The organism is Arcanobacterium ihumii (assembly GCF_900604515.1).
Lineage (GTDB): Bacteria > Actinomycetota > Actinomycetes > Actinomycetales > Actinomycetaceae > Arcanobacterium_A > Arcanobacterium_A ihumii.
Window position 1 is genome coordinate 622,833 of sequence record NZ_UWOS01000001.1, and the last position, 22,688, is coordinate 645,520.

Consider the following 22,688-nt stretch of genomic DNA (forward strand, 5'->3'; position numbering starts at 1 on the left):
ACCAATGAAACTGAAATTCGACGAGAATTATGGCTACCAGCTTGACGCGATCAACACGGTGGTAGACCTTTTCGAGGGTCAACCATACGATTCAGGGAAACTGACTGAAGCACTCTTAGGGCGGCATTCACTTCCCATCGTTCTTGGGCAAAGTAGACTGCCAGGAGCCGATGAACAGTTCGGAGTGAGTGCAGCTTCTGAAATTCAGCAAGAAATCGGAGCCATCGGCAATAATCTTATGTTAGGCGAGGCGACGATCCTTGATAACCTAAAGCGCCGTCAAGAATACAACGGTTTACCAGAGTCTGCATCGCTTGTGGATGGCCTTCAATTCGATATCGAAATGGAGACAGGCACAGGAAAAACCTACGTGTATCTGCGCACTATCTTTGAGCTAGCCAAGAAATACAACTTCACGAAGTTCGTAATTCTTGTGCCATCAGTAGCTATTCGCGAAGGCGTCAACTCAAGTATTGACTTGATGAAAGATCATTTCAAGAAACTTTACCCTACCTTGAATTTTGACCATTTCGTGTATTCGGGAAAGGATGCGGAACAAGTTCAGAGCTTTGCGACGTCTACCTCTATCCAGATCATGGTGATGACGGTCGCCGCAATTAAAGGCGACGCGAAAAGTCGCATTTTCCATCAGCAACGTGACCGTCTCAACGGCCTTCGCCCCGTGGATTTCCTCCGCGCCGTCAAACCGATCGTGATCATGGATGAACCTCAAAATATGGAGTCTGACCTATCCAAATCGTCGGTCAAAGACCTCACCCCTGCTTTTACACTCCGTTATTCAGCGACCCATAAGAAGCATCGCAACCTCGTATATCAGCTTGATCCAGTAGCAGCCCATAACCTTGAGCTGGTGAAAGGCATTGCGATTGCTGAAACTCTCCAAAGCGGAACAAACACTACTCCTTATATCAAGTTATTGGGCGTACGCCACGGCCCCAAAAAATGGGAAGCAAAGCTTGAGCTCAATATTCGTAAGCAAGACGGAACGGTTTCCCGTTCCTCAAAGTGGGTAGCACAGGGCCTTGACCTCGCTCGTGCTACTGACAATGATGCATACTCAGGAAACTGGAGAATTAACGAAGTAAGCCTCGAGCCGCCGTACATTGAACTTTCAAATCACGGACTGTTGCAGATTGGCGAACAAATTGGCGGTAGCCAAGATGCTGTGTACCGCGAGATGATTCGCGAAACAATCCGCGAACATTTCCGCAAAGAAACAATGCTTCGCCCGCGCGGAATCAAAGTGCTGAGCTTATTCTTCGTCGATAAAGTAGCAAGTTATCTAGGCGAAGGCGGCTCAAATGAAGATGCCGACGGGAAATTTGTACAATACTTTGATCAAATTTTTGAAGAAGAACGCGAACGCAATCCGCGCATACGTGAGTTTTTACAAGAGAGCCCTATCAACTATCGCCGCGCATACTTTTCACAGATCAAGAAAGGCGTGTATGGCGACACCTCAGGCATGACCGGTAAGGATGACGACTCCTATGATCTGATTATGAAAGACAAGGAGCGCTTGCTCTCCGAGGAAGAACCAGTACGTTTCATCTTCAGTCATTCTGCTCTTCGTGAAGGTTGGGATAATCCCAATGTGTTCCAGATCTGTACACTCCGTGAAATGGGAAGCGAAACCGAACGACGTCAAACAATCGGCCGCGGTTTGCGCCTTCCCGTTAACGCAGCTGGTGAACGTGTGTCAGATCGGGCAGTAGCGCAACTGACCGTCGTCGCCGATGAAAGTTACAAAGAATTCGCTAACGCCTTGCAGAACGAATACGAAAAAGCAGGCATAAAAATTGGCGTGGTGAGGGAAAATGAGTTCACTGATCTTCCTTGGAACAACGGTGTAGAAGTCATCAACCTCGGATTTACCCGTTCCAAAGAAATATGGAATCAGCTCAAAGACAACGAAATCATTGACGCTAAAGGGCATCTCACAGAGAAATTTGCACCAGAGGTACCTGATTTCAGTCTGGACTTATCCGCTGAATTTTCGCCCATTGAGCAGCTCATCATTGAGCGGTTAAAGGATCTAAAAATCGAGCGAATCGTAAAATCGACGCGACATCGAGTGACGAGAATACTCAACAAGCAGATTTACGATTCACCCGAATTTGAAGCATTTTGGGCAGCGATTAGTGCGAAGACAACATACAGTGTGCGGTTTAATAGCGACGAGTTGATCACCAATGCCATTAAGCGGATTAAGAAGATCGAGTATATTGAACCGCTACGTATTCAAGTGACAAAAGCACAGTTACGTATTGAGCGCGGCGGGGCGCATGCGGATGAAACTTCGCAACGCTCTGCTGATCTCCGCGGTAGTTATCCGCTTCCCGACATTGTGAAACAGCTTCAGGAGGCTACATCTCTCACACGCAAAACAATCGTAGATATTCTTATTGGATCTGGCAGACTTAATGAATTCATCGGTAACCCCAACGACTTCATCAAGCTGGTGACTGAAGCTATCCAGGACGAACTGGCTGAGGTTGTAAGCGAAGGCATCCAGTATGAGCGAATTGGCGGCAGCGTATATTCGTTACGTGAGCTTCAGCAAGATGGTGAAAAAGAAAAAGCATACTTCTTAGATAATCTCTACAAGGTCAAGAACGAGCAAAAGACCGATTTTGACTATGTGGTGTTCGATTCCGGCACTGAAAAGAAGTTTGCTGAGATTCTCGACAGCCGTGAGGATATAAAACTCTTTACGAAGCTTCCGCCTAAGTTTAAGATCGATACTCCGGTTGGCCCATACAATCCTGATTGGGCGATTGTTAAACATGTAGACGGTGAAGACCGAATTTACATGGTGCGCGAAACGAAGAGCACAGCAAATTCGGCGTTGCTACGCCCGAAGGAACAAGCAAAGATTGACGCTGCGAAGAAACACTTTGAAGCGCTTGGAATTGATTACAAGAAATCGAGCCCTGAAGGGTGGAATTTGTGATGATCGATATTTCACAGATTGCAACAATCTCTATTAAATATCCCCATTTGCAGGACAAAGAATGTGACCTTCCGTTCTTTATTAGACATACAAAGAAAGGAAACGAACTTATAAAGAGTGGAACAGCACTTGTCTACGGGTTGAACGGATCTGGGAAAAGCACACTCACTAAGTCATTACTCAGCCTACAGGTTCCAATGAACGAACGTAGCCACCCAGGGAATATTACTCTTAAATCACTCAATGGAACAAAAATTGACACCACCGAAGAAGTACCCGTTGTGGTCTTCGACGATAACTTCATCCGCAATAACATCAGCGAGCTACCGAATCTCGATGACGAAATGGGCAGCGTAGCTCCTATTATCTTGATAGGAGAAAGCGCTGGAGCCAGCGATAAGCTGGCTAAATTAGATAAGGAAATCGTTAGTTTCGAGTCAGAATCGAATCAAAAACACTCTGACCTGGATCTCCTCCAAAAAGACATCAATGCGACACATCGAGATCTTGATGGTGCATTGAAATCAACTTCAGGAGGAACATATAGTTCATGGAGACTTCGATCTGACAGCATACAGTCACGTTTAAACCTCACCCAGCAAACAAAAGAAGCTATTATCAGCATAAAGCCTCCTACAGTGGACGAATATCACTCTTACGGTAAGAAGTTCTCTGAGTTAAGACATAAGATATCCACTGCGAAAAACGCAAAAAGAATTGAAAAGAGCCTGTCCACTTATTCATTACCAAGCAACCTTGAACAGATTGAGAATCTACTCCAGCAGGATTTATCCCCTAAATTAGCAGATGACGCAAGTTGGATCGATCAGCTTATATCTAGTTTAAGTGTTGAAGAACTTAAAACGCGCCGGCATGAAGTTTTCCGTGAAGGAATCACCACTTGTCCACATTGTTTTCAAAATCTGCCCACAGATTTTCGCGAACGATTTGCACAAGCTATCGACGAGCGCTTATCCAAACTCACCGAATCAGATGTCCAAAAACAACTCGAGTTTTTGAAGCTACCTGAGGATAACGATCCAAACAGAGTGATTAGTGAAGCAATATCAGGTCATATTGATATTGACAATTTTCGATCCTTACTTCAGCAGTATGTGGCACTCCAAAAAGAAGTAAATCTTCAGATCGACAATAAACTCTCAAAGCCACAAGAGACTTATACCATCAGTAACATTGATTTTACATTGGTATTGCAGGCTTTAAACGTATCGGTAGAAGAAATCAATAATCGCATCTCTGCCTACAATTCCTTACCCGATTCCCTGAATCAATTGATCGAGGAAGCAAAGAACATCAATATTCTACTCTCAAGTTTTGAAGCAAAGGACATCATTGTACGGCTAAACGAAGCACAATCACAATACAATAAGCTGAACGACGCTGCCCAAAAACTCGATGAAAAGATTAATTCGCTTAATACAGAAAAAATACAGCTCGAAGCGAGTATAAAAAGGCATGATATCGCTGTCAACGATATAAATGAACTACTACGCATTGCATTCGGCAATGATGCAATAAAGCTCAAAGTACGAGAAGATGGCAATCCCGGCTATGACGTAATAAACCGCGGATCACAGGTAAACCCCTCGCACCTTTCAACAGGCGAAAAGAATATTTTAGGCCTCTGTTACTTTTTTGTTAAAACAGTCGAAGGAGGAGATTTCAGAAAGGATCTGGGTGCAGGAAAACTCATAGTCCTTGATGACCCTATTTCCAGCTTCGATTTCGATAATAAGTATGGTGTTACAGCATTAATTTCATTTCTCCTACACCAAATTCATTCGAAGGAGCACCAATCTAGCAAATGTATAATTTTGACTCATGACATTTCCGTAGTCTGGCAATTGGAAAACTTACTGAAGGACCAGCTTCACGGCAACCGCATAGCGTGGCGACTCGGACGTGATGGAAAATTATCGGAGTTTAATGTCTCTGAACACGATATATACAAAGGTCACCTTCAATACCTATTCGATATTGCAAAAGATAATATTTCTTCAATGATCGATAATGAGGTTAGCAATAGATTCCGACGTGTCTGGGAAGGGTTCGCCTCTTTCGAGTTGGGCCAAAGCAAACCTACTGACGTAGTTTCTTCACCTCAGACGCGCGCGCTCTTTGAGGATTCATATACCGCCAGAATCGCTAACTTCTTAAACACTTTCCCAGCACGCCCATACATCAACCCAGATTCCCACTCTCATTTTCAGATTATGTCATGTAACTACGGGTTACTTCCGACGCTTTCGCCCGATAATTACTTGCGCTTTATCCGCGAAGCACTCGTTTTCATCCACATCGTTGCGCCAAACCACATCCCTGGGAGATTGGCTAATAGTAAAGAGGATGTTCAGCCTATTCGTGCTTCCATGAACAAAATGACCCAGGAAGTCCTAGAAAATTTCAAGGAATCATAAAATGTCCATATAAATCCTATAATAAACTAAACCAAACAGCCATATTGCCACAAGAGCAGAGACGATATATAAATTTGCACTTTCATATTAGGAGACACTATGGGATATAGAAACTACAAAGAATTCTATAGCGAAGCCAAAGAGCAGAATAATATCATGATGATCGTCGGCAACGGTTTTGACCTCCAAGTCTTGCATCATTACAAACAGCTACCAACTACTTCATACAAAGACTTTTTTGATTTCTGCCAAATTCGCGACATATCAGTAGACAACCTAATTCTCCAGAAAATGGGGGATCTTCAATCGCGAGGCGATGCAAATTGGAGCGACCTCGAATTGTCCATCGAAACCTTGACAAAGGAACACCCCCAGGCAGAACTGGCGACAATTTGTTCCGCCGCAATAGAAGTACGAGACGCCTTTTCACATTTCTTAAATCGTGTTGTAACCAGCGACCTAATGACACACTTAAGTGGCCATGCGCAACGAGGCGAACTTGCAAATAAAACATACTCACAACTCTTGTACGATATTCGCGATGCGGAGAATCTTAAGAAAATCCCATTTGCTGGGAAACAAACATACTACGAAATCTTCAATTTTTATGTCGTCAATTTCAACTACACGCCGCTACTGGATAATTACCTTTTCCTCGATTTTGAACAATTCGACCCCGAACCGCATGAACATGTTGACCGAAACTTCGAATTTGACTATGACCCCCATAAATTAATTACAACGCCAGGCTGGGAACCCAAGTCATCAAGCTATATTGCGACTGAGCTTGTACACCCCCATGGTTACATGGATATACCACGCTCTATGCTCTTCGGGTTTGACGATAATTCCCCTTCCAAGCCCTCTCAAGAACTAAAGCCCTTAGTGAAACCGTACGTCGCACAGTTGAATTTCCGTTATGGCGAACTATTCAACGATACGAGTCTCTTTATTATTTTTGGTTGCTCAATTGGGGCGACTGACCAATGGTGGTGGAAAAATATTGCGAAACAAGTAGTGCTAGGAAAATCATCACTACTTATATATTGGTGGAATCCAGACGAGAATAAAAAAGCCACCGCTGATGACGTCTTCGAAAAATTTCGTGACGTCTCAGAGATATCAGATCCAGACCACGTAAATAAACTTAAAGAAAAGACGATCGTCATTTCTTATAGCGATTCGGACGAGCGCACCCTCCTCAATTTGTAAGGAATCGGATCGGCGACATTATAACTGGCACTATAAATGCCGAGCACCTCTGCGAAACTAAAGGCCATCTTCAATAGTTCCGCTTCACAGTCAATAACTTCGATTTTCCCAAAAACGCACCAATTTTTACACACGCTCTGGCGTCACCGAAGCCTTTCACTCTCATAACCAACGTGTTCTCTGCCGATGCGAACGCCCGCGCTCCCGTCACGGATATCAGAAAGTGTCCCGTACCGTCATAATTCGCCATGACAATCAGACCAGCAATAAGCCATTCCCCTGCTCATCATCAATCTCGATCACGTTAAGTTCCGGAAGACCCCGGAAAATTGTATCGGTGGTTGCTAAGGGAATGTCGTACGCAATCGCGCATGCCGCGATCCAAAGATCCCCAGTGTGCACCTTATTGTGTATGGCTTGGCCGCGTGCCTCAGCATCGGCTCGCAACCGTGCGGCAGCCTCAATCACTTCAGAAGAAGCCGGAATCGTCACTGTTGAATCTAAAATCTCAACTGCCCGCTCTATCCGAGAGTTACCCCAATGGTTTTTGTACGCCCCATACAAGATTTCCGCTCGTATCTGAAAAGAGATAAGAAACTGAGCTCCCGCTAGCGTGCGTTGCCAGGAATCGAGTTCTTGAATATGGTTTTTCGTCTGCTTACCAGTCATTCGGAGTAAAGAGAAAACGCCGGTATCTAACAATACGAGGTTTTCAAGGTAAGAGCTCTTGAGGCGGTTAGTATCGGCGCTCATAGCTCACCCTTTCATCATCAGGGCGATAAACTCGTCTGCTTCGTCGGCAGAAAGGGAAACTGTGCCGGGATAAGCAGGGCGAGGAGCACTGAGAAGATCTTCCAGACCCACATTAGTCACCGGCTCAAAAGGAAGCTGGGTTGCCTCGATGGTGGCATCTTCCAGCTGTGAAGGATAGCCCGAAGATGTGAATTTTGTAGCCACGCCAGAAACTCGCACCCAAGTGCCGAATAGATCCTTGAAGCTCGTTGGATCATCAACCGTGTTCACCTTGCATGAATGGCCAGAATTATCGGTGACGAGCAATCCTTTGCTGATATCGAGGCGGGAGAGCATCCCTTCTACTTGGACTACCGCTATAGGAAAGTCATCAATTAGTTGCGACGACGAAGCAGCAATCTCGCTTAGGCGGCTGGACGACAGAGTGAACTTGCTTTCGCCGTCAGACTTAAACTCCACGCTTGCGCCGGTTAAGGAGAAGGCTTTGATCAGTTGCTGCCGAGATTTTGCTTCCCCAGTGTTATCTGCGCTGGTTTTACCATCCCACAACAGCATCATTTGCTCGTTAAATCGGGCATCGATGTCGTCACCAATAGGGTCGATAAGGTATTCCTCATTGCTCTGGCGTTCGATTACTATCGATGTGGAGCCATTTTCGATACCGATCATAAAGTTCGCGAGTTCTTGCGCTTCTTTTGGCAACCTGCCCTGCTGAGAAGCGTTAGTCACGCCTCGACCAAGTTGCGAGGTCAAGCTTTGCAGGCTAGCGCTAATACGGTTGAGATCAGCAAGAGGAATCATGCCATTGGGCCATTCGGCATTAACCATGTGGAACTCAAACTTCATCGCCATCGTGACCACCTCCCTGCACAAGTAAACGCTCGTATCATCGACTGCTCGAGATGCTATAATAGTCATCTGCCCTCTGCATTTGAAGAAACAGCTAAAGTCTATCCTTGCGAGCGCACTAATGCAGTTACTTTATCACCAGAAAATGCCTGTTTCTAGTGACGCTCAAAGATAATATTTGATCTATGGCACAAAGAATCACACTCACGCCCTAGCTCTCCCGAAGGCAAGGAGCAACTTTTCGAAAAATTACCACTGAATTCTTCAAGCATGGAAGCGCGATAGAATCAGTCTATTAGCAATAATATACACGCACATAGCAGGAGCCTCCGCCCCATGCCCACGCCTAAAACAATCGAACTTTTCCTTCTGGACGGTACCGCTGCGGGACGTAAGAAAGCATCGCTCAGCAACTGGACCGGCGTCGTCTTCCTGTTGCCCCGCACCACAATCGAAACCTCTCGAGACCGTGACGACTTACGCCAAACCGGCGTCTACTTCCTCTTTGGCACTGACGATTCCGACGAAACAAAGGTATACATTGGCCAAGCCTGCGAACGCAAGAACGGCCAAGGTGTACTCGCCAGAATCATCGAACATCGCGAGGAAAAACTTGACTACTGGACCCACGCGATCGCTCTGATCACTTCCAATGATTCGTTCGGCCCCACCGAGATCAGCTACCTTGAACACCGCTTCACACAGATGGCACGCGATGCGGGACGCTACGACGTCGCCAACGGGAACGATCCCTCAATCGGCAAAGTGACAGAAGAAAAACGCGCTGAGCTGGACGAATTTATCACCAACGCCAAGCTACTCATCGGCGTGCTTGGTTATCGCGTCTTCGATCCGTTCAATGAGGCACGTAGCGTTACACCGGAAAATCCCCGCGAACTCACCGACGCCAAAGCCACTGCCACCGTCGAACCGTTACTATATCTCACCTGGGGAAGCGCGCAGGCCACCGGACGGCAGACCTCGGATGGATTCGCCGTGCTCGCCGGCTCCAAACTCCGCCCGGAATCGGAATTCACCAACACGGCTCCTGGTTCTGCGCTCAAACAACGCGAGCGCTACCGCGACGCTATCGACTCTTCAACCTCTACCCTGGTCAAAGACGTGTTGCTCGCTAGTCCCTCGGGAGCGGCGGCATTCGTCGTCGGCGCTTCGGTTAGCGGTATGGCGGCATGGAAAACGGAAGACGGCGTCACGCTTGCGGAACTTGAGAGGCGGGGAGAATAGCTTCGCTCACGTTCTTCTCGATACTTTGCAACAAGGTCAAACTCACACTCTCTGGCTCTCCGATTCTGTATTCCATCTATGAATACAAAGCCAGTTCATATCGCCCATCATCTCCCTAGATGCGCCGCCTTGCACTCATCCAGAACCATCCGCACGAGCTCCTCAAGATCCTCTTCACTTAACGGGAGCTCAAACGCCGTCAGTGCCTGTTCCACCAACGGATCGCGCGGCGTCGTACGCTTGCCACCTGGATTCACCTCAATACTTACCCGATCTACCAGCGCATGCACATCCCCAGAATTCGGATCCTCGTCAAGCGACTGCAAATTCACCAGCACCTGTACGTCCTCCCGTCATGCCTCAACCCATTGCCAGCCGGTGAGGTCAAACGGAGGATCCAGCCGTCGCCCACTCGTGTACTTGCGCAGCCCTCGTCCGGCGCGACCATTATTGACGACGACGAAACCCACACCTTCCAGCGCTGCCACAATACGCGCGCGCTGTACCAAACGAGCTCGATGGTATGCATCTCTCAGCGCAATGAATTCATCAGCAACTGATTCTTCCGTCATCGTTCTGTCCTGCACAGCTTTTCTTTTATGCTCCACCCCAAGCCCCTTTGCATGAATGTCCAGCTCTATTGCTCAGCCAAACCGTGTTCTGCCATATCCAACCTACCTGCGAGCTTACTCCGTCTCCGGTGTGACACCGCTCTGCTATTCCATATATATAATCAACACATACTTAATACCTATTGCTTGTTGATTCATATGGAGGCTCACAATGACAGCCGACAAGCCAAACAACGGCGAACAAAATAATCCATCACAACAACCATTCAATTCGATTGTGCTGTTTCCAGCAGTTACCGTTGGCGTTATATTCATTTTGATCCTTTGTGCCTGGATATGGCGTTCAACAGTCTTTCCCTTCATACAATGTAAGAAGGAAGTTGCCGATCTTTACTCCACCCTTACAGCTCTCACCGAAATGCTGGTTCCTCTTATTTTTGCCGCAAAAGCATTCCCAGCCCTTTTCGCTGAAAAACATACACAACATGACTTATTCATAAAACAAGTGAGAAGTGAAAATAAATATAAGACCAGCCTTGACGTGGTATTTTACATTGCATTGCTCGCCTGTACATTCAGTTTCTCTGCTTTTTTAGCACCATATGTGTCGATCGTCGATGGAAATAATCCTCTAAAAATTCCACCGGCACCAGCATATTTGATTGTTGTCAACGGATTACTGTTTGTTGCGGCTATCCTTATCGCTTGGTTCATCCCTCGATCTAATCCGCTCCCTATTCAACAGTTCATTGACAACTTTTCCTTGTTGACTCGTATCGACCTTGCGGCCGCAGTAGAGAAAGGAAGAATCCAACAAGAAGGACCTCGCCGGCTCGTCGTCAGCGCGTTTTACCTATCCTCCCTACTGATGGCAACTATTGCTGTAGCACTTACGACGAAGATTGGACCGGCAGGTATGTTACTTTTAGCTATTCAACCATTATTTGCGGTCATAGGAATCGAAGGAGCCGCTAAAAATAAGATCTATGGCCAATCAAAATTCATATTCTTACGCATAATATTCTTGGCACAATCTTCTTTGGCAGCATTAATCATACTGATCATCATCCAAAAACTGTTTCCTCAAAGCCTGATCACACCATCAAGTATTTTAGGAGTGTTCAGCCTGCTAATCTGGACTGCGATTATTTTTTACCCAAAGACAATTAAATCCATTCCGCTGCTCGCAAAGTATTATCAATGGCGGTTAAAAAGGATTAAAAAGATTATCATTGAAGATATAAAACGGCTGAGCAACCGGCTAAGAAAAGAAAATCAAGATGTCCGCGATCATATAAGCGAAGAAATCGCTAGAATCGTTGTTTCCACTTACAAAGGTCACGCCAATTCCAACAGAAGTTCCAATGATTTCGGAGATATTTCTGATTACACCAGTGCATCCGAAATATCTGAAGTACAAATGTATGCAGATAAATTCTGGCCAAGGTATCGCGTGATGCGACGCCAGCATGCAGCGAGGTCACTCAATAAGAGTCATTCACCCAAGCCCCCAACCAAGCTACGACGCCGGTGATCGCAAGGTCTCAAACCTCACCAAAATACTCGACAACTCAACGATTTTCGACAATCTTGTCGAGCACAGTCAACACAACCGTTTTGGACCGACGCCCAAAAAACAACGACGGACGCGCGCCACACTTTGAAGTGTAACCACACGTCCATCGTCGTCCGGATTTACTTACGAATCTCTAGGGCAACCCGATCCCTAAGCCATCCGGCGCGTTTGCACGAGGCGCATTGCCTGCAAAACTGCATTTACCAGCAGCAACACGACGCCAGCCCCTATCAGAACATTGGTGGTCGACCATCCAGAGCCCGCGCCGTCGGAACTCGCCATGGTATCGTCCAAACCTGCGCCGCTCAGCGACTTCACGCCAGCATTCTCGCCACCCGCAACAGCATTATTACCCAAGCCAGCATCGCCAGCCAGGGCAGCATCATTGCCCGCGAGCGCATCATTAAGTGAACCCAGCACATTCGTGGCCACCGTGCCGCCGCCCATGCCGCCGCGTCCTGTACCAGTTCCCGCAGAGCCCACAAGAGCTTGACCAATCGCCGCCCCGAAATCGAAATGACCGCTGGTCACGCCGTCGGCCGAACCAACATTAAACACCAAGGTGCCGGTGTTGGACACCGTTTTGCCATTCTTGAGCGTCGCCGTGGTGGTAATTCCCACCCGATACGTTCCCGCCTTGGTAAACACCCAGTTCGGATGCGCGTGCACATTCGGGTTAAGCACGATTGAGCCACCTGCCGAGCCATTCACGCCCGAGAAAATACGCTGACCCGCGCCTCCAAAGTTGTTCGAATAAAATACTTCCATCGCGCCCGGACCCGAGAACGAGGTAAGCGTCAGCTTCAAATGACCAGTCGTCTTCGCAAGGAGTGTTGGATGTTGGGAGTTAATGCCCACCCACGGCACACCCGCCACTTGGCTATTTGAAATCATCCACACTGCAGTGCCAGCTGGAATACGCCCAATATTCTCCGTAGTCGTTGCACGACCCGCGTCACCAATCGCAAACGCGAGCGAACTCGGATTTACCCATTTCGCTGGTTGCGAGCGGTCATCTTTAATCAACGGCACAATCGCATCAACGTACTGCGGATGGTTCACCGCAGGAGCCGCAGTAGCGGCACCGCTACCATGCGCCGGAGCTCCAGGAGTACTTCCCGACGAAGGCTGAGGTGCCGGTCCAGGAACCGGCTGCGGAGACGGTACGCCTGGGTTAGTACCAGTACCATTATCGTTTGGAACGCCATTATTTGGAAGCCCATCGTTCGTGCCTGGCGTCGGTTGCACATCCCCCGGATTAGGCTGTACGTCACCTGGAGATGGCTGTACCTCGCTCGGATCGCCCTTGTATGTACCATCAATCAGCTCTTTTGGCACGTCATTGCCTACATACCAAACATAAGTTGCCTCGTTTGATACCGCAGACGCGCCAGCGCGCGCATCCTTCGCCCGCATCTTCATCGTGTAGACGCCCGGCTTCGTGAAAATCCAGTTGGTGTGCACATGTCCCGGCTGAGCTTGGTGGATCTTATCACCACTCAATAGCTCGAACTTTCCAGAAGCGAGGGGCGACTTCGGGGTAGTAAAACCACCAACTTGGTAAGTAAATACCTTGCCCGGGCCTTTCACTTCTAGGAAGTCAAGATCAATCGCATCGAAATTAGGACGCACCGCGCCAGTATCCCAACCAGGGAATGGGAGCACCCCTTGCTTATCCCCATTCTGCCCAAGCAGATAACCTGCCGAAACGCCGAACATTCCGGCGAATTTTTGTGGAAGATCGGTTTTAGACTGCGACCCCACGTGCACGATAATATCTTCAGCCTTGCGTTCAACAGGGCTCGATCCCGTGTCGTCCTTCGCGTTCAGAACGAGTTTTCCATCTTTCGCAATCACGTGGAAAAGGTCGATATGTCCTTTACTCAGCACCAAGCGGGGTGACGACGTCGTTCCAGGTGTTCCAGGTACAGGCGAGTTTGTATCGGGGGACGTACCACCTGTGTCCCCGCTACCGGGTTGCGGTTCATTCGGCTGCGGTTCTCCTGGTTGAGTTGGTGAGGGCGTGGTGTCACTGCCGTTCGCGTCGTCGCCAGAACCTGGATTCGTAGGCGCTGGATTCGTAGGCGACGGTTTGGCCGGGAGATCAGCAGTATCTGGAATTTCGGACAAAACCTTCACGGCTTGAGCAGGTCGTTCATCGCCGGCATTCTTCAGCACGTTGAACGTGAGCGTGAAAGAATCAGATAATACTTGAGAACCGTCTTTCTTAATGACGATCGCGCGGCCGGTTAGCGTATACTTTCCGGAATGCTCAAAGTACCAGTGTCCGTGCTGGTGACCTGGAATCGACATCACATCGCCGGCTTGGATAAATAGATTGCCGCTTTCCATGAATGGAAGAATGGCATCCGAGCCATCATCCTGAGCAGGCATCTCATTGTTGTTAAAGAAGCTAATCTTACCCGGGCCAGTGACCTTCGTGAACTTGACCTTCACTTTAACACCAAGGTCATCTTGACCAGGAGCGCTCATGCCCGGCTCAGCACCGGCAGCACCACAAGCACTGTAGTAGCCATTCTTGCTTGCCTCACCGAGTTGTGGGTAGTATCCATTGTCGAAAAGCTCAAAGAACTCAGCACATTTTTCATCGTTCTTATAAGCGTAGTCAGCAATACGGATCTCCGAGTTATCCATGCTATACAGATCATTATTGATACCGTTTCGAATCATCACCTTGGGCTTGTTCCCAGTGATGTCTACATAGAACGCATCGGTATGATTACGATCAATAATCGTCTGCCCAAAGGCTTTTGTCGTCATTGGGGCAAATACGAGCGCAAATGTTGCCAAGAAAGCGAAGATAATCTTTATTCCAAGATTATTTCGCTGCAACCGAGGCTCGTGTGCCTGCGGGTTTGAGATGCTCATCTGATTCTTCCTAGTATTTCCTGTGCCATTTTGTGATAACGACTATCACTACTATAGGTTGCGACTAATTTTACTTTGTTTAGAATCTTTCTCAAGAGCGAAAGGTGTGACACTTATTTCTTATTGCGTATCGTTCTTATTAGAGATGGTATCTACCACCTGCTTTATCTATTAGAGTTCCTGGTATAGCTTCACAATCCCCGCACCGAATCATTTCCCGGCACATTAGCTTTCCCGTCCGCACCGATCGTCCATTCGATAATCGCTGGTGACGTAGGCGCCATCGAACCTTCACCCGGCTCCACTGTCACGAATACCCGATCGCCTGGCTCTGGCATCAAATGTACAAACGAAAAACTACCGTCTTTTCCTGGCGCATACATTCCACCAGAGGATACTTTTCCATTCATTTCTACCCACACTTGCAGGCTCCTACCACGTGGCGCACGAAGTTCCGCAGGGAAAGTTACCGCAGCCATATCCATTGACTTCGACCAGGTCAACGTCACTTTGTGTCCGTCGTCCATCGTCGTCATCGTGCGCTCAACATCCTGTGCCTGGTTAAGCTCGGCATAATGATTGACTTGCTCCATTGATTGCATGGAGTCCATTGCGCTCCAACGGCCAACTCCAACGCCTGCCGTTACCAACACAACTGAAGCAGCAATGTTGATCGTCGCCTGTTTCCAGCGACGACGCCGCGTTGCCAAGTCCGTAACTTCCGCCTTAGTTTCTGCCTGGTCACTTCGCGTAGCTGGTTCTTGAGGAAGGTTCACAATCGAGTCCAGCAGGTTTTCGCGTACGTGAGCACTCGGCGTCATCGGCTTCAAAGACGCACCCAATGCACCCACAACCTCGGCTTCAGGACTGCCAAACACATAATGTTCAGTCGAATCCAGATTCACATCTGCCTCCTGAGGCAATCCAGAGTTATATCTCTGAACTGGATCTTCACCAAAGACCCGCTCTGAACCAGCGCGGTCACGTTCACGTTCGTTCATCGCTCCCCCTCCATCAACTTCCTCATTTTTGCTAAACCATCACGGATTCTAGTCTTGACGGTGCCAAGTGGAATCCCTTGCATCTGCGCTATTTCTGAATACTTGTAACCCGTTAGGAACGCCAACTCAATTGTGGACTTGTGTGGCTCTCCAACCTCGTTAAGCACTGCGCGCACATCACTCGCCACAATCCTTTCCTCTACCTCAGATAACGTCTGATCATAGTCAGGTTCGGGAAGCTGGCGTTCCTCACGATTGCGTGCAGCTTGAGAGGAACGTACCCGGTCGATGGCTCGCCGCCGTGCTAACGTCACCAAGAATGCACGTGCTGAACCACGATCCGGATCGAAAGACGACGCCCGCTGCCATACTTCAAGGAAAACTTCCTGAAGCACCTCCTCGCTTTGCGCATAGTCCACCAGGATCGACACGATAAGCACCAATATTTTGCCACTCCAGCGGTCGTAAACGTTCGCAAAGGCTTCACGGTCACCGGCCGCCATTTTTAGCAAAAGAGCAGAATCAATATCGGTTATCACAGCTTCATCATATTCGTTTACCTTTACATCAACGTATAGGGCAGGCGAATTATGCACATCTATCAGCATTATCACCCGAACGTAAACGAATAAAGTTCGACGCCGGGATCAACAGTCAACGTCAAGATACCATCGGTTCCGCCATTATCTTCAACAAGTGCGATCAGATTCGGCACATCGGGAACACTCACTTCGCCGGATTTCCCGTTCATTTCCCAGCGAATCTTCCCAGATCCCGATGCCACAACATTTACCTGCTTTCCAAACCAATGCAACTTAAGCTGCGCTGGTTGACCGGTATTCGGCATCGCATCCTGTGACTTCGATGTTCCGTCTACACTCGGAGCGTCTTCGCCTCCACCAATCGGCGAAATCGACTGTTCACTCACTTTCCACTTCCCGGAAATAGCAAATCGGTTTTGCGGGATATCAGACGGGAACCGCGCGTCGTGCTCGCCAAGTGTAATCGGCTCACCTACAGCGTATCTTGCTCTATCCGCACCAAGATATGTTTCTGGGCTACGCGGGGTGGACGAGGCGTCGTCGGCATCCGAAGTGAATACAGGCGCCGGCAACGAAACATTCGGGTTTGCTTCTTTAAGCAGCTCACGCACCAGTTTCTCCGTTGTACCTTCCCCGCCCTCACCATATTTAATCGCGCGAAGTTGCCCACGGGCGTCGGCTAGATAATGTGCCGGCCAGTAGTGATTATTAAAGTTCGTCCAGGTAACAAGGTTCGAATCCACAGCCACTGGATAGGTAATACCCAGTTCTTTGGCCGCGGATCGAACGTTACGCTCTTCTTTTTCAAAGGCGTACTCCGGCGAATGGACACCGATCACGTTGAATCCAGCATTTTTATACGTCTCATACAGTTTTTCAATACCCGGGATTGACCGCTGGCAGTTGATGCATGAGTACGCCCAAAAATCAATGAGCGTTACTTTCCCTTGAGTAGATACGCTTTCATTATTCGGGGTATTAAACCAAGTCACGCCTTCGATTGGCGCCAAAGTTCCACAGTCAGCCAACGCTTCCGCCCCATCAACGCATGGTCCAACGCTACCTGCATGAAGGTATTTTTCAGTCTGCTGTTGTATAGACGCGGTCCAATCCGGTAGCGCACGCTGCAAATAGGCAGGTAAGTTAAAGACCATTCCAACCGACAATGCAATCAGGGCCAGTCCTGCCCCGATTCGAATTGCTTTTTGACGACGACGGAACGCCGAGATTCGTTCAGTGAGTTTACGTCCCGCAAGCGCAAAGAACAGTAGCGGAATCGCCGTACCAACTGAGAAAGACACTGCTAAAGCAATAGTATCGGTACCAATTTCGCCAGTTGAGCCGGCTACCGCAATAGCGGCAAGTACGGGTCCTGCACACGGCACATATGCCGCTCCGAGTACTAGACCAAGCACAAAACCGTTGTTTGATTTCGATTTCCCTCGGCCAAACCGCTGAAATGGTTTTTCAAGGAATTCCATGAATTGCGGAACAAGCATTGCTATTCCCAGGACCGCGAGCATGAAAATCCCCGCCCAGCGAATAGTATCCTGCGGAAGATGTAGAAGGTTAAGGAGTGTTGAGCCAAGCAGGGTAAAAGCAGTAAAGCTGAGAACAAGACCGGCAACCACCAAGTATGGGCGCCAGCGAGAAGGTTCATTAACCGAATTTGGAGCACTAGGTGGCGCTCCAGACGATAGGGCTGCGGTACTGTTTTGACCTGGGCTTTCATGACCGGCAAGAGGAAGACGTGTTCCTTGCCCGATGATGTTGTTTTTTGGTAGCGCTACCCCTAGCGGAGATACCGCCCTAGCCGACTGGGCACCACCGGAGAGGAAAATAACCGGTAACACTGGAAGGATACAGGGCGAAATACCGGTAATAAATCCACCAAGCAAACCAATCAGAATCGTAATCATATAAGTCCTTTCGTCACTGTAAGTTCGAACACCGATCGCAAATAGATTGGTTTCCAGGTGTGATTTGATTCATAACTTATTTTCCAATCCATAATCTTTTGCACTCCGAACCCTGAGTGACTGCTGACGCAAACAGCTCAGCCTAATCGAAAGGAAAACCATGAACCTTCGTAAGATTTCCGCATTCACCATGATCGCTCTCGCTTCGATGACCGGGCTTGCAGCCTGCGGATCTGATTCTGATTCCAACAAGATGAATGACAAGTCCAACAACGCTCCAGCAAACAAGATGGAAGATAAGAAGATGGACGATCAGAAAATGGAAGACAAGAAGATGAATGATGGCAAGATGTCAGATAACAAGATGAACGACAAGAAAATGAATGACGAAAAAATGAACGATGGCAAGATGACCGACGACAAGATGGATGATAAAAAGTAAGCGAATCGTCTCTGTGGCGTTCTACCGAGCACACTTCGGCAGAACGCCACTTTCATTTCTAACGGATACAATTCCGTTATGAACCATGCACTCAATCCGAACGAACAACCAAACGAGCCAATGACTTCTTGCCTTAGCTCGCCACGCCCCGTACCACCTGGAAGCAAGGTTGCGGTTCTTTCTCCAGCATGGGCAGCCCCTGGGTATTTCCCGAAAATCCACACACAGGCGATACAGCGAATTGAAGAAACTCTGGGCCTCACTGTGGTGGAATTCCCGACCACTAGAAAGCTGGGCACATCACCGCATGAGCGTGCAGCAGACCTCCAAGAAGCAATGGACGATCCCGAAATTCGCGCGATCTTCACAACCGTTGGTGGCGACGACGAAATCCAAGTAATTCCGCATCTGGACCCGAGTTCCATTCAGGCGGATCCTAAACCTATTTTTGGATATAGCGATAACACAAATTTGCTCAATTGGTTATGGATGAACGGTGTGAGCTCTTTTTATGGCGGCTCAACAATGGTTCATTGGGGTAGCGCAAATGATCCCAGTTCCGAACATCTAGCTACCATACGCGCCGCACTTTCCGGTGAAGCTTCGCTAATGCTACCACTTCCCAAAATTAGTCAAGACTACGGCTTTGATTGGTCAGATCCACGTGCACTAACCGAAGAATCATTTTTTGAACCAGCACTTCCCCTGGAGTTTTACGGAACAAGCAACAAAGCGATTCGTGGAAAAACATGGGGAGGATGCCTTGAGGTTATAGATCAGCTAGCACTTGCAAACCGGCTTCCTCACTTAGACGATCTTGAGGGAAGCATCTTGATTTTTGAAACGTCCGAAATACTCCCTCCTGCCGACTATGTAGGGAGATGGATTCGCGCTCTCGGAGAACGTGGGTATTTAGAAGCCGCTAACGCACTTGTTTTCGCATGCCCCGTCGTCGACGATCGAGATGCTCCAGCGCCACCAGAAATACGCGAGGCACGACGCAACGCTTATTACGATTATCTGTTTGCAAATATCGCACACTACAGAAACGATCTACTTGTATGCCTCAATCTACCTTTCGGGCACACAAAACCACAGGTCATTATTCCTTTTGGAGGAGAAATCACCATTGATCCGGGGAGAGAACAAGTAATCGCCCACTATTCATCCGCTACGCCAAGCCTAAAAAGCCCAATCCCAGACGCATATCCCGGCCTTTAACCCTGGAATTCTTCTAAACCCGAAGAAAAATGTGGTGCCACCCCAAGAAAGGAGTGGCACCACATCGCTCATTTTGCACGTGTTGGGTGAACAACAATAATCATGCAAAATCTATTTCATCATGCACGTGCAGTTGAAAGTTCGACCTCAGGATCAGGCTCACCGGTGATTCGATTACGGAGATCACGTCTGAAAATCTCAATCACCCACAACCAAATTGCGTGACCAGGAATCTCCGAGAAGTGCTCTTGCCATGGCTGATCCCACGGAGCTGGAACGGTTCCCATAAGCGGCATCAACACAACATGGAAGGCAACCCAAATGAAGATTCCAAACGCAACGCCTTGCCACAGCTTAATCTGTGGAAAACGCTCAGCGAGAATGCAGTAAAGAACTGCAAAGAAGATCGCGAAACCAAAATGAATTAGGAACGAAATCCAAGGTAGACCTTCGTTACCGTTGAAAGTGTAACTTAAGTGGGTCGTCGTGTCCGAAAAACCTAGTTGCTCAAGGAACGCCTGCGGTGGGTTTGTGGCGTTTCGCTCAGGGGTACGTGGAGGAAGCGGAACTTCCCAGCCGAACTTGATAATTGCCGACACAATTCCACCGATAATGCCGACGAGAACTGCAACGCCATAGTTTCGGCGCTCAACTGCTGTTTGTTTAATTTTCATAAAGAATAAACTACGCCCAGAGAAGAATTCCCAGTAGTGCAAAGGTCCTATTTTTATATTTTGTGATCATTGTTTCATTTATTTTCGCGAGGAAGTTTTGTTCTTTTGCTGGCATTAAGAAGCTTTGTGCTGTATAGAATTTATTTCTTACACCCAACCCAGTTTTTCCATCGTCATAACCCGCCGTCCCCTGTACCCTGTACCCTGTACCCTGTACCCTGTAAAAATACAATCCCAGATTATGGACAAAATTTTTAATCACCGATACTGGGAAGCTAAGCTTGCAACAACAAAATTAGTTTTCGATGAAACTAGCAAAACAGCAAGATTACGAAAAGGAGGTTCGAGATGATTTCCAAGCATCTGCTCTCGATGATGCGTCGAATGTTTAGCTCCCGGACCGTTTCCATTCGTAGGTCTTCTGGGTTCGTTTTGGCATCATATAGAGCCCGCTTTTAAGCGTCGTAAGCGAAATCAAAATACCTCAAACGGTTCGGGAGGATGCACAAACTCTCAGAACCGTTTTTTGTGCCCATAACTAGTACCTCGCCAATAAATCATTCTCATCAGTTGTTGTTTGAGAGGCGTCCTCTCGAAATGCAGAATTAGGCATCCACGGGGTAACTAGTTTTCGGTACAGCAGAGGAAAGGAATTGTTCAGTGATCACTCTGAACAATGTGTCGAAAATATTCGGTGGAACACCACCAATTCACGCCGTCAGGAATGTAGATCTATCGATCAAAAGTGGAGAAATATTCGGAATCATAGGATTCTCTGGAGCAGGAAAATCCACTCTCGTTCGCCTTATTAATTTACTGGAGCACCCCACTGAAGGAACAGTAACTCTTGACGGCGTCGATTTAACTAAGCTCTCCCCACGTAAAATTCGTGCAAAGCGCAAAGATATTGGCATGATTTTTCAACAGTTCAATCTGTTTCCTTCGCGCACGGTTGCTCAGAATGTTGCCCTGCCGTTAAAACACCTCAATCTAAGCAAGAAAGAAATAGATCACCGGGTTGAGGAGTTGCTGGATTTAGTCGGATTATCTGATAAGGCAAATCAATACCCCGCTGAATTGTCCGGTGGGCAAAAGCAGCGTGTAGCCATCGCTCGAGCTCTTGCTTCACGACCAAAAGTACTACTTTGCGACGAGGCTACTTCAGCTCTAGACCCACAAATGACACAGTCAATCTTGAAGCTACTTCAACGTTTAAACCGTGAATTGGGGATCACAATCGTACTCATTACCCACGAAATCGACGCAATAAAATCTATTTGCGACCGAGTGGCAATTATGGCGAACGGCGAGATTATTGAATCAGGCAACATCTTTTCTGTATTCGCAAATCCCCAAAGTAAAATTGCGCAAACTTTTGTTCGTTCTGCCGGAAATTTGGGCGCAATCGATGATTTGATTGACAACAATCACCAAATCGTTGAGCTTGCTCCAGGCGAAATTTTGCTGCAACTTCAGTACCTCGATCAAACGACGAAAATCCCGCTGGTATCGCAACTATCTAGAGATTTTGACGTAGATTTCAACATTATTTTGGCCGATTTGGAAGTAATTGACGATAGTCCACTTGGCGGTCTTATATCGATCGTCCAAGGTGAACCACAGAATATCGACGCTCTCCTTGATCATATTTCTGCAGTAGGTATTGGAGTGGAGGTATTGAACGATGCTCGAGTGGCTTAAATACTATTTTCCAAATGTCTTTGAAGACCTTCCTGCACTATGGAAAGCAACAGAAGAAACCATCTACATGCTTGCAGTGTCTGGGATTATTTCATTCGCCCTTGGGCTGCTTTTTGGAACCATACTCATCGTTACGCAACGGGGCGGTATCCATCCGGTACCGATTCTCAATCAGGTTTTAGATAAGTTACTTAATCTAGGACGATCAATTCCCTTCATTATTCTATTATTCCTCCTCCTCCCTGTATCACGCCTAATTGTTGGTACCGCCATTGGCGTTGAAGGAGCAATTGTTCCACTGGTTGTTGGAACAACTCCATTCTTCGCGCGCCAAATAGAGGCAGCGCTCGCAGGAGTTGGTCGTGGTCTTATCGAGGCCGCGCAGGCAATCGGTATGGGCACCCTCGAAATCGTTGTGCGTGTTTACTGGCGCGAAAGCATCGCGAGCCTTGCCCGAGGCACAACCATCACACTAATCAACCTTATTTCCTTGAGCGCGATGGCAGGCGCTGTTGGTGCAGGAGGACTCGGAAACTACGCATACATTTATGGCCAGCAACGAAATCGAATGGACATTATCTGGGCAACGGTAATCATCCTGGTTGCGCTAGTAACGGTTATCCAGATTATCGGCTATGTAATTGCCAAACGAAACACTAAATAACATCACACATCAACCA

The 22,688-nt window shown here is 47.8% G+C and carries 18 protein-coding genes; 9 read left to right on the forward strand and 9 right to left on the reverse strand.

Annotated features, from left to right (window positions below):
- The first annotated feature begins 4 nt into the window (after positions 1 to 4).
- The 3 genes from EIH22_RS02810 to EIH22_RS02820 all read left to right on the forward strand — a co-directional run bounded on the left by EIH22_RS02810 (position 5) and on the right by EIH22_RS02820 (position 6,624).
- Positions 5 to 2,974, forward strand: a complete 2,970-nt coding sequence (locus EIH22_RS02810; RefSeq protein WP_124054287.1) for a restriction endonuclease — start codon at positions 5 to 7, stop codon at positions 2,972 to 2,974.
- A complete protein-coding gene (locus tag EIH22_RS02815) occupies positions 2,974 to 5,412 on the forward strand; it encodes an AAA family ATPase (protein WP_235001778.1) in 2,439 nt (812 codons plus the stop codon). Before EIH22_RS02810 ends, EIH22_RS02815 begins: the two co-directional genes overlap by 1 nt.
- A 156-nt stretch (positions 5,413 to 5,568) precedes the next feature.
- Positions 5,569 to 6,624, forward strand: coding sequence for an AbiH family protein (locus tag EIH22_RS02820; protein ID WP_160149007.1), 1,056 nt, complete (start codon positions 5,569 to 5,571; stop codon positions 6,622 to 6,624).
- Between the two features lie 255 nt (positions 6,625 to 6,879).
- On the opposite strand, the gene EIH22_RS02825 is transcribed toward EIH22_RS02820, so the two are convergent.
- Both EIH22_RS02825 and EIH22_RS02830 read right to left on the reverse strand, forming a co-directional pair.
- A complete protein-coding gene (locus EIH22_RS02825) occupies positions 6,880 to 7,377 on the reverse strand; it encodes a PIN domain-containing protein (RefSeq protein WP_124054290.1) in 498 nt (165 codons plus the stop codon).
- A gap of 3 nt (positions 7,378 to 7,380) precedes the next feature.
- Positions 7,381 to 8,229 carry a hypothetical protein gene (locus tag EIH22_RS02830; RefSeq protein WP_124054291.1) on the reverse strand — a complete coding sequence of 283 codons (849 nt, stop codon included), beginning with the start codon at positions 8,227 to 8,229 and terminating at the stop codon, positions 7,381 to 7,383.
- A 333-nt stretch (positions 8,230 to 8,562) separates the two neighbouring features.
- Here EIH22_RS02830 and EIH22_RS02835 point away from each other — a divergent pair, with 333 nt between their 5' ends.
- Complete coding sequence (locus tag EIH22_RS02835; RefSeq protein WP_124054292.1) at positions 8,563 to 9,471, forward strand: GIY-YIG nuclease family protein; 909 nt, start codon at positions 8,563 to 8,565, stop codon at positions 9,469 to 9,471.
- Positions 9,472 to 9,578: 107 nt separating this feature from the next.
- Here the strand turns inward: EIH22_RS02835 and EIH22_RS02840 are convergent, their stop codons facing one another.
- Both EIH22_RS02840 and EIH22_RS02845 read right to left on the reverse strand, forming a co-directional pair.
- Positions 9,579 to 9,803, reverse strand: coding sequence for a hypothetical protein (locus EIH22_RS02840; protein ID WP_124054293.1), 225 nt, complete (start codon positions 9,801 to 9,803; stop codon positions 9,579 to 9,581).
- Positions 9,804 to 9,824: 21 nt separating this feature from the next.
- Positions 9,825 to 10,043, reverse strand: coding sequence for a hypothetical protein (locus EIH22_RS02845; RefSeq protein WP_124054294.1), 219 nt, complete (start codon positions 10,041 to 10,043; stop codon positions 9,825 to 9,827).
- Positions 10,044 to 10,254: 211 nt separating this feature from the next.
- Between EIH22_RS02845 and EIH22_RS02850 the strand changes: the two genes are divergently transcribed.
- The gene (locus EIH22_RS02850; RefSeq protein WP_124054295.1) at positions 10,255 to 11,577 is read left to right on the forward strand and encodes a hypothetical protein; all 1,323 of its coding nucleotides are present in this window, start codon (positions 10,255 to 10,257) and stop codon (positions 11,575 to 11,577) included.
- Between the two features lie 192 nt (positions 11,578 to 11,769).
- Here EIH22_RS02850 and EIH22_RS02855 read toward each other — a convergent pair whose 3' ends face one another.
- From EIH22_RS02855 to EIH22_RS02870, 4 genes are all read right to left on the reverse strand, one after another.
- Positions 11,770 to 14,508: a TIGR03773 family transporter-associated surface protein gene (locus EIH22_RS02855; protein WP_124054296.1), complete on the reverse strand. Its 2,739-nt coding sequence runs from the start codon at positions 14,506 to 14,508 to the stop codon at positions 11,770 to 11,772.
- A 191-nt stretch (positions 14,509 to 14,699) separates the two neighbouring features.
- Positions 14,700 to 15,509: an anti-sigma factor gene (locus EIH22_RS02860; RefSeq protein WP_124054297.1), complete on the reverse strand. Its 810-nt coding sequence runs from the start codon at positions 15,507 to 15,509 to the stop codon at positions 14,700 to 14,702.
- Positions 15,506 to 16,012 (reverse strand): sigma-70 family RNA polymerase sigma factor, encoded by a 507-nt coding sequence (locus tag EIH22_RS02865; protein ID WP_235001779.1) that lies wholly within the window; start codon positions 16,010 to 16,012, stop codon positions 15,506 to 15,508. Before EIH22_RS02865 ends, EIH22_RS02860 begins: the two co-directional genes overlap by 4 nt.
- Before the next feature lie 107 nt (positions 16,013 to 16,119).
- On the reverse strand, positions 16,120 to 17,970 hold the full coding sequence (locus tag EIH22_RS02870) for a cytochrome c biogenesis protein CcdA (protein WP_124054299.1): 1,851 nt from the start codon (positions 17,968 to 17,970) through the stop codon (positions 16,120 to 16,122).
- 160 nt (positions 17,971 to 18,130) lie between these two features.
- On the opposite strand from EIH22_RS02870, the gene EIH22_RS02875 reads away from it, so the two are divergent.
- Together EIH22_RS02875 and EIH22_RS02880 are read left to right on the forward strand one after the other, a co-directional pair.
- Entirely contained in the window at positions 18,131 to 18,412 is a 282-nt protein-coding gene (locus tag EIH22_RS02875) for a hypothetical protein (RefSeq protein ID WP_124054300.1), read from the forward strand.
- A gap of 78 nt (positions 18,413 to 18,490) precedes the next feature.
- On the forward strand, positions 18,491 to 19,633 hold the full coding sequence (locus EIH22_RS02880) for a S66 family peptidase (protein ID WP_235001747.1): 1,143 nt from the start codon (positions 18,491 to 18,493) through the stop codon (positions 19,631 to 19,633).
- A 119-nt stretch (positions 19,634 to 19,752) separates the two neighbouring features.
- Here the strand turns inward: EIH22_RS02880 and EIH22_RS02885 are convergent, their stop codons facing one another.
- On the reverse strand, positions 19,753 to 20,307 hold the full coding sequence (locus EIH22_RS02885; RefSeq protein ID WP_124054301.1) for a YagU family protein: 555 nt from the start codon (positions 20,305 to 20,307) through the stop codon (positions 19,753 to 19,755).
- A 660-nt stretch (positions 20,308 to 20,967) separates the two neighbouring features.
- Here EIH22_RS02885 and EIH22_RS02890 point away from each other — a divergent pair.
- Together EIH22_RS02890 and EIH22_RS02895 are read left to right on the forward strand one after the other, a co-directional pair.
- Positions 20,968 to 22,008: a methionine ABC transporter ATP-binding protein gene (locus tag EIH22_RS02890; protein WP_124054302.1), complete on the forward strand. Its 1,041-nt coding sequence runs from the start codon at positions 20,968 to 20,970 to the stop codon at positions 22,006 to 22,008.
- Positions 21,992 to 22,672 (forward strand): methionine ABC transporter permease, encoded by a 681-nt coding sequence (locus EIH22_RS02895; RefSeq protein ID WP_124054303.1) that lies wholly within the window; start codon positions 21,992 to 21,994, stop codon positions 22,670 to 22,672. The genes EIH22_RS02890 and EIH22_RS02895 overlap by 17 nt, the downstream gene beginning before the upstream one ends.
- Positions 22,673 to 22,688 lie beyond the last annotated feature (16 nt).

Bases quoted from the DNA above. Each gene is read 5' to 3' on its own strand.
- EIH22_RS02810 (WP_124054287.1), top strand. From the start codon at position 5: ATGAAACTGAAATTCGACGAGAATTATGGCTACCAGCTTGACGCGATC.
- EIH22_RS02815 (WP_235001778.1), top strand. From the start codon at position 2,974: ATGATCGATATTTCACAGATTGCAACAATCTCTATTAAATATCCCCAT.
- EIH22_RS02820 (WP_160149007.1), top strand. From the start codon at position 5,569: ATGATGATCGTCGGCAACGGTTTTGACCTCCAAGTCTTGCATCATTAC.
- EIH22_RS02825 (WP_124054290.1), bottom strand. From the start codon at position 7,377: ATGAGCGCCGATACTAACCGCCTCAAGAGCTCTTACCTTGAAAACCTC.
- EIH22_RS02830 (WP_124054291.1), bottom strand. From the start codon at position 8,229: ATGGCGATGAAGTTTGAGTTCCACATGGTTAATGCCGAATGGCCCAAT.
- EIH22_RS02835 (WP_124054292.1), top strand. From the start codon at position 8,563: ATGCCCACGCCTAAAACAATCGAACTTTTCCTTCTGGACGGTACCGCT.
- EIH22_RS02845 (WP_124054294.1), bottom strand. From the start codon at position 10,043: ATGACGGAAGAATCAGTTGCTGATGAATTCATTGCGCTGAGAGATGCA.
- EIH22_RS02850 (WP_124054295.1), top strand. From the start codon at position 10,255: ATGACAGCCGACAAGCCAAACAACGGCGAACAAAATAATCCATCACAA.
- EIH22_RS02855 (WP_124054296.1), bottom strand. From the start codon at position 14,508: ATGAGCATCTCAAACCCGCAGGCACACGAGCCTCGGTTGCAGCGAAAT.
- EIH22_RS02860 (WP_124054297.1), bottom strand. From the start codon at position 15,509: ATGAACGAACGTGAACGTGACCGCGCTGGTTCAGAGCGGGTCTTTGGT.
- EIH22_RS02865 (WP_235001779.1), bottom strand. From the start codon at position 16,012: ATGGCGGCCGGTGACCGTGAAGCCTTTGCGAACGTTTACGACCGCTGG.
- EIH22_RS02870 (WP_124054299.1), bottom strand. From the start codon at position 17,970: ATGATTACGATTCTGATTGGTTTGCTTGGTGGATTTATTACCGGTATT.
- EIH22_RS02875 (WP_124054300.1), top strand. From the start codon at position 18,131: ATGAACCTTCGTAAGATTTCCGCATTCACCATGATCGCTCTCGCTTCG.
- EIH22_RS02880 (WP_235001747.1), top strand. From the start codon at position 18,491: ATGAACCATGCACTCAATCCGAACGAACAACCAAACGAGCCAATGACT.
- EIH22_RS02885 (WP_124054301.1), bottom strand. From the start codon at position 20,307: ATGAAAATTAAACAAACAGCAGTTGAGCGCCGAAACTATGGCGTTGCA.
- EIH22_RS02895 (WP_124054303.1), top strand. From the start codon at position 21,992: ATGCTCGAGTGGCTTAAATACTATTTTCCAAATGTCTTTGAAGACCTT.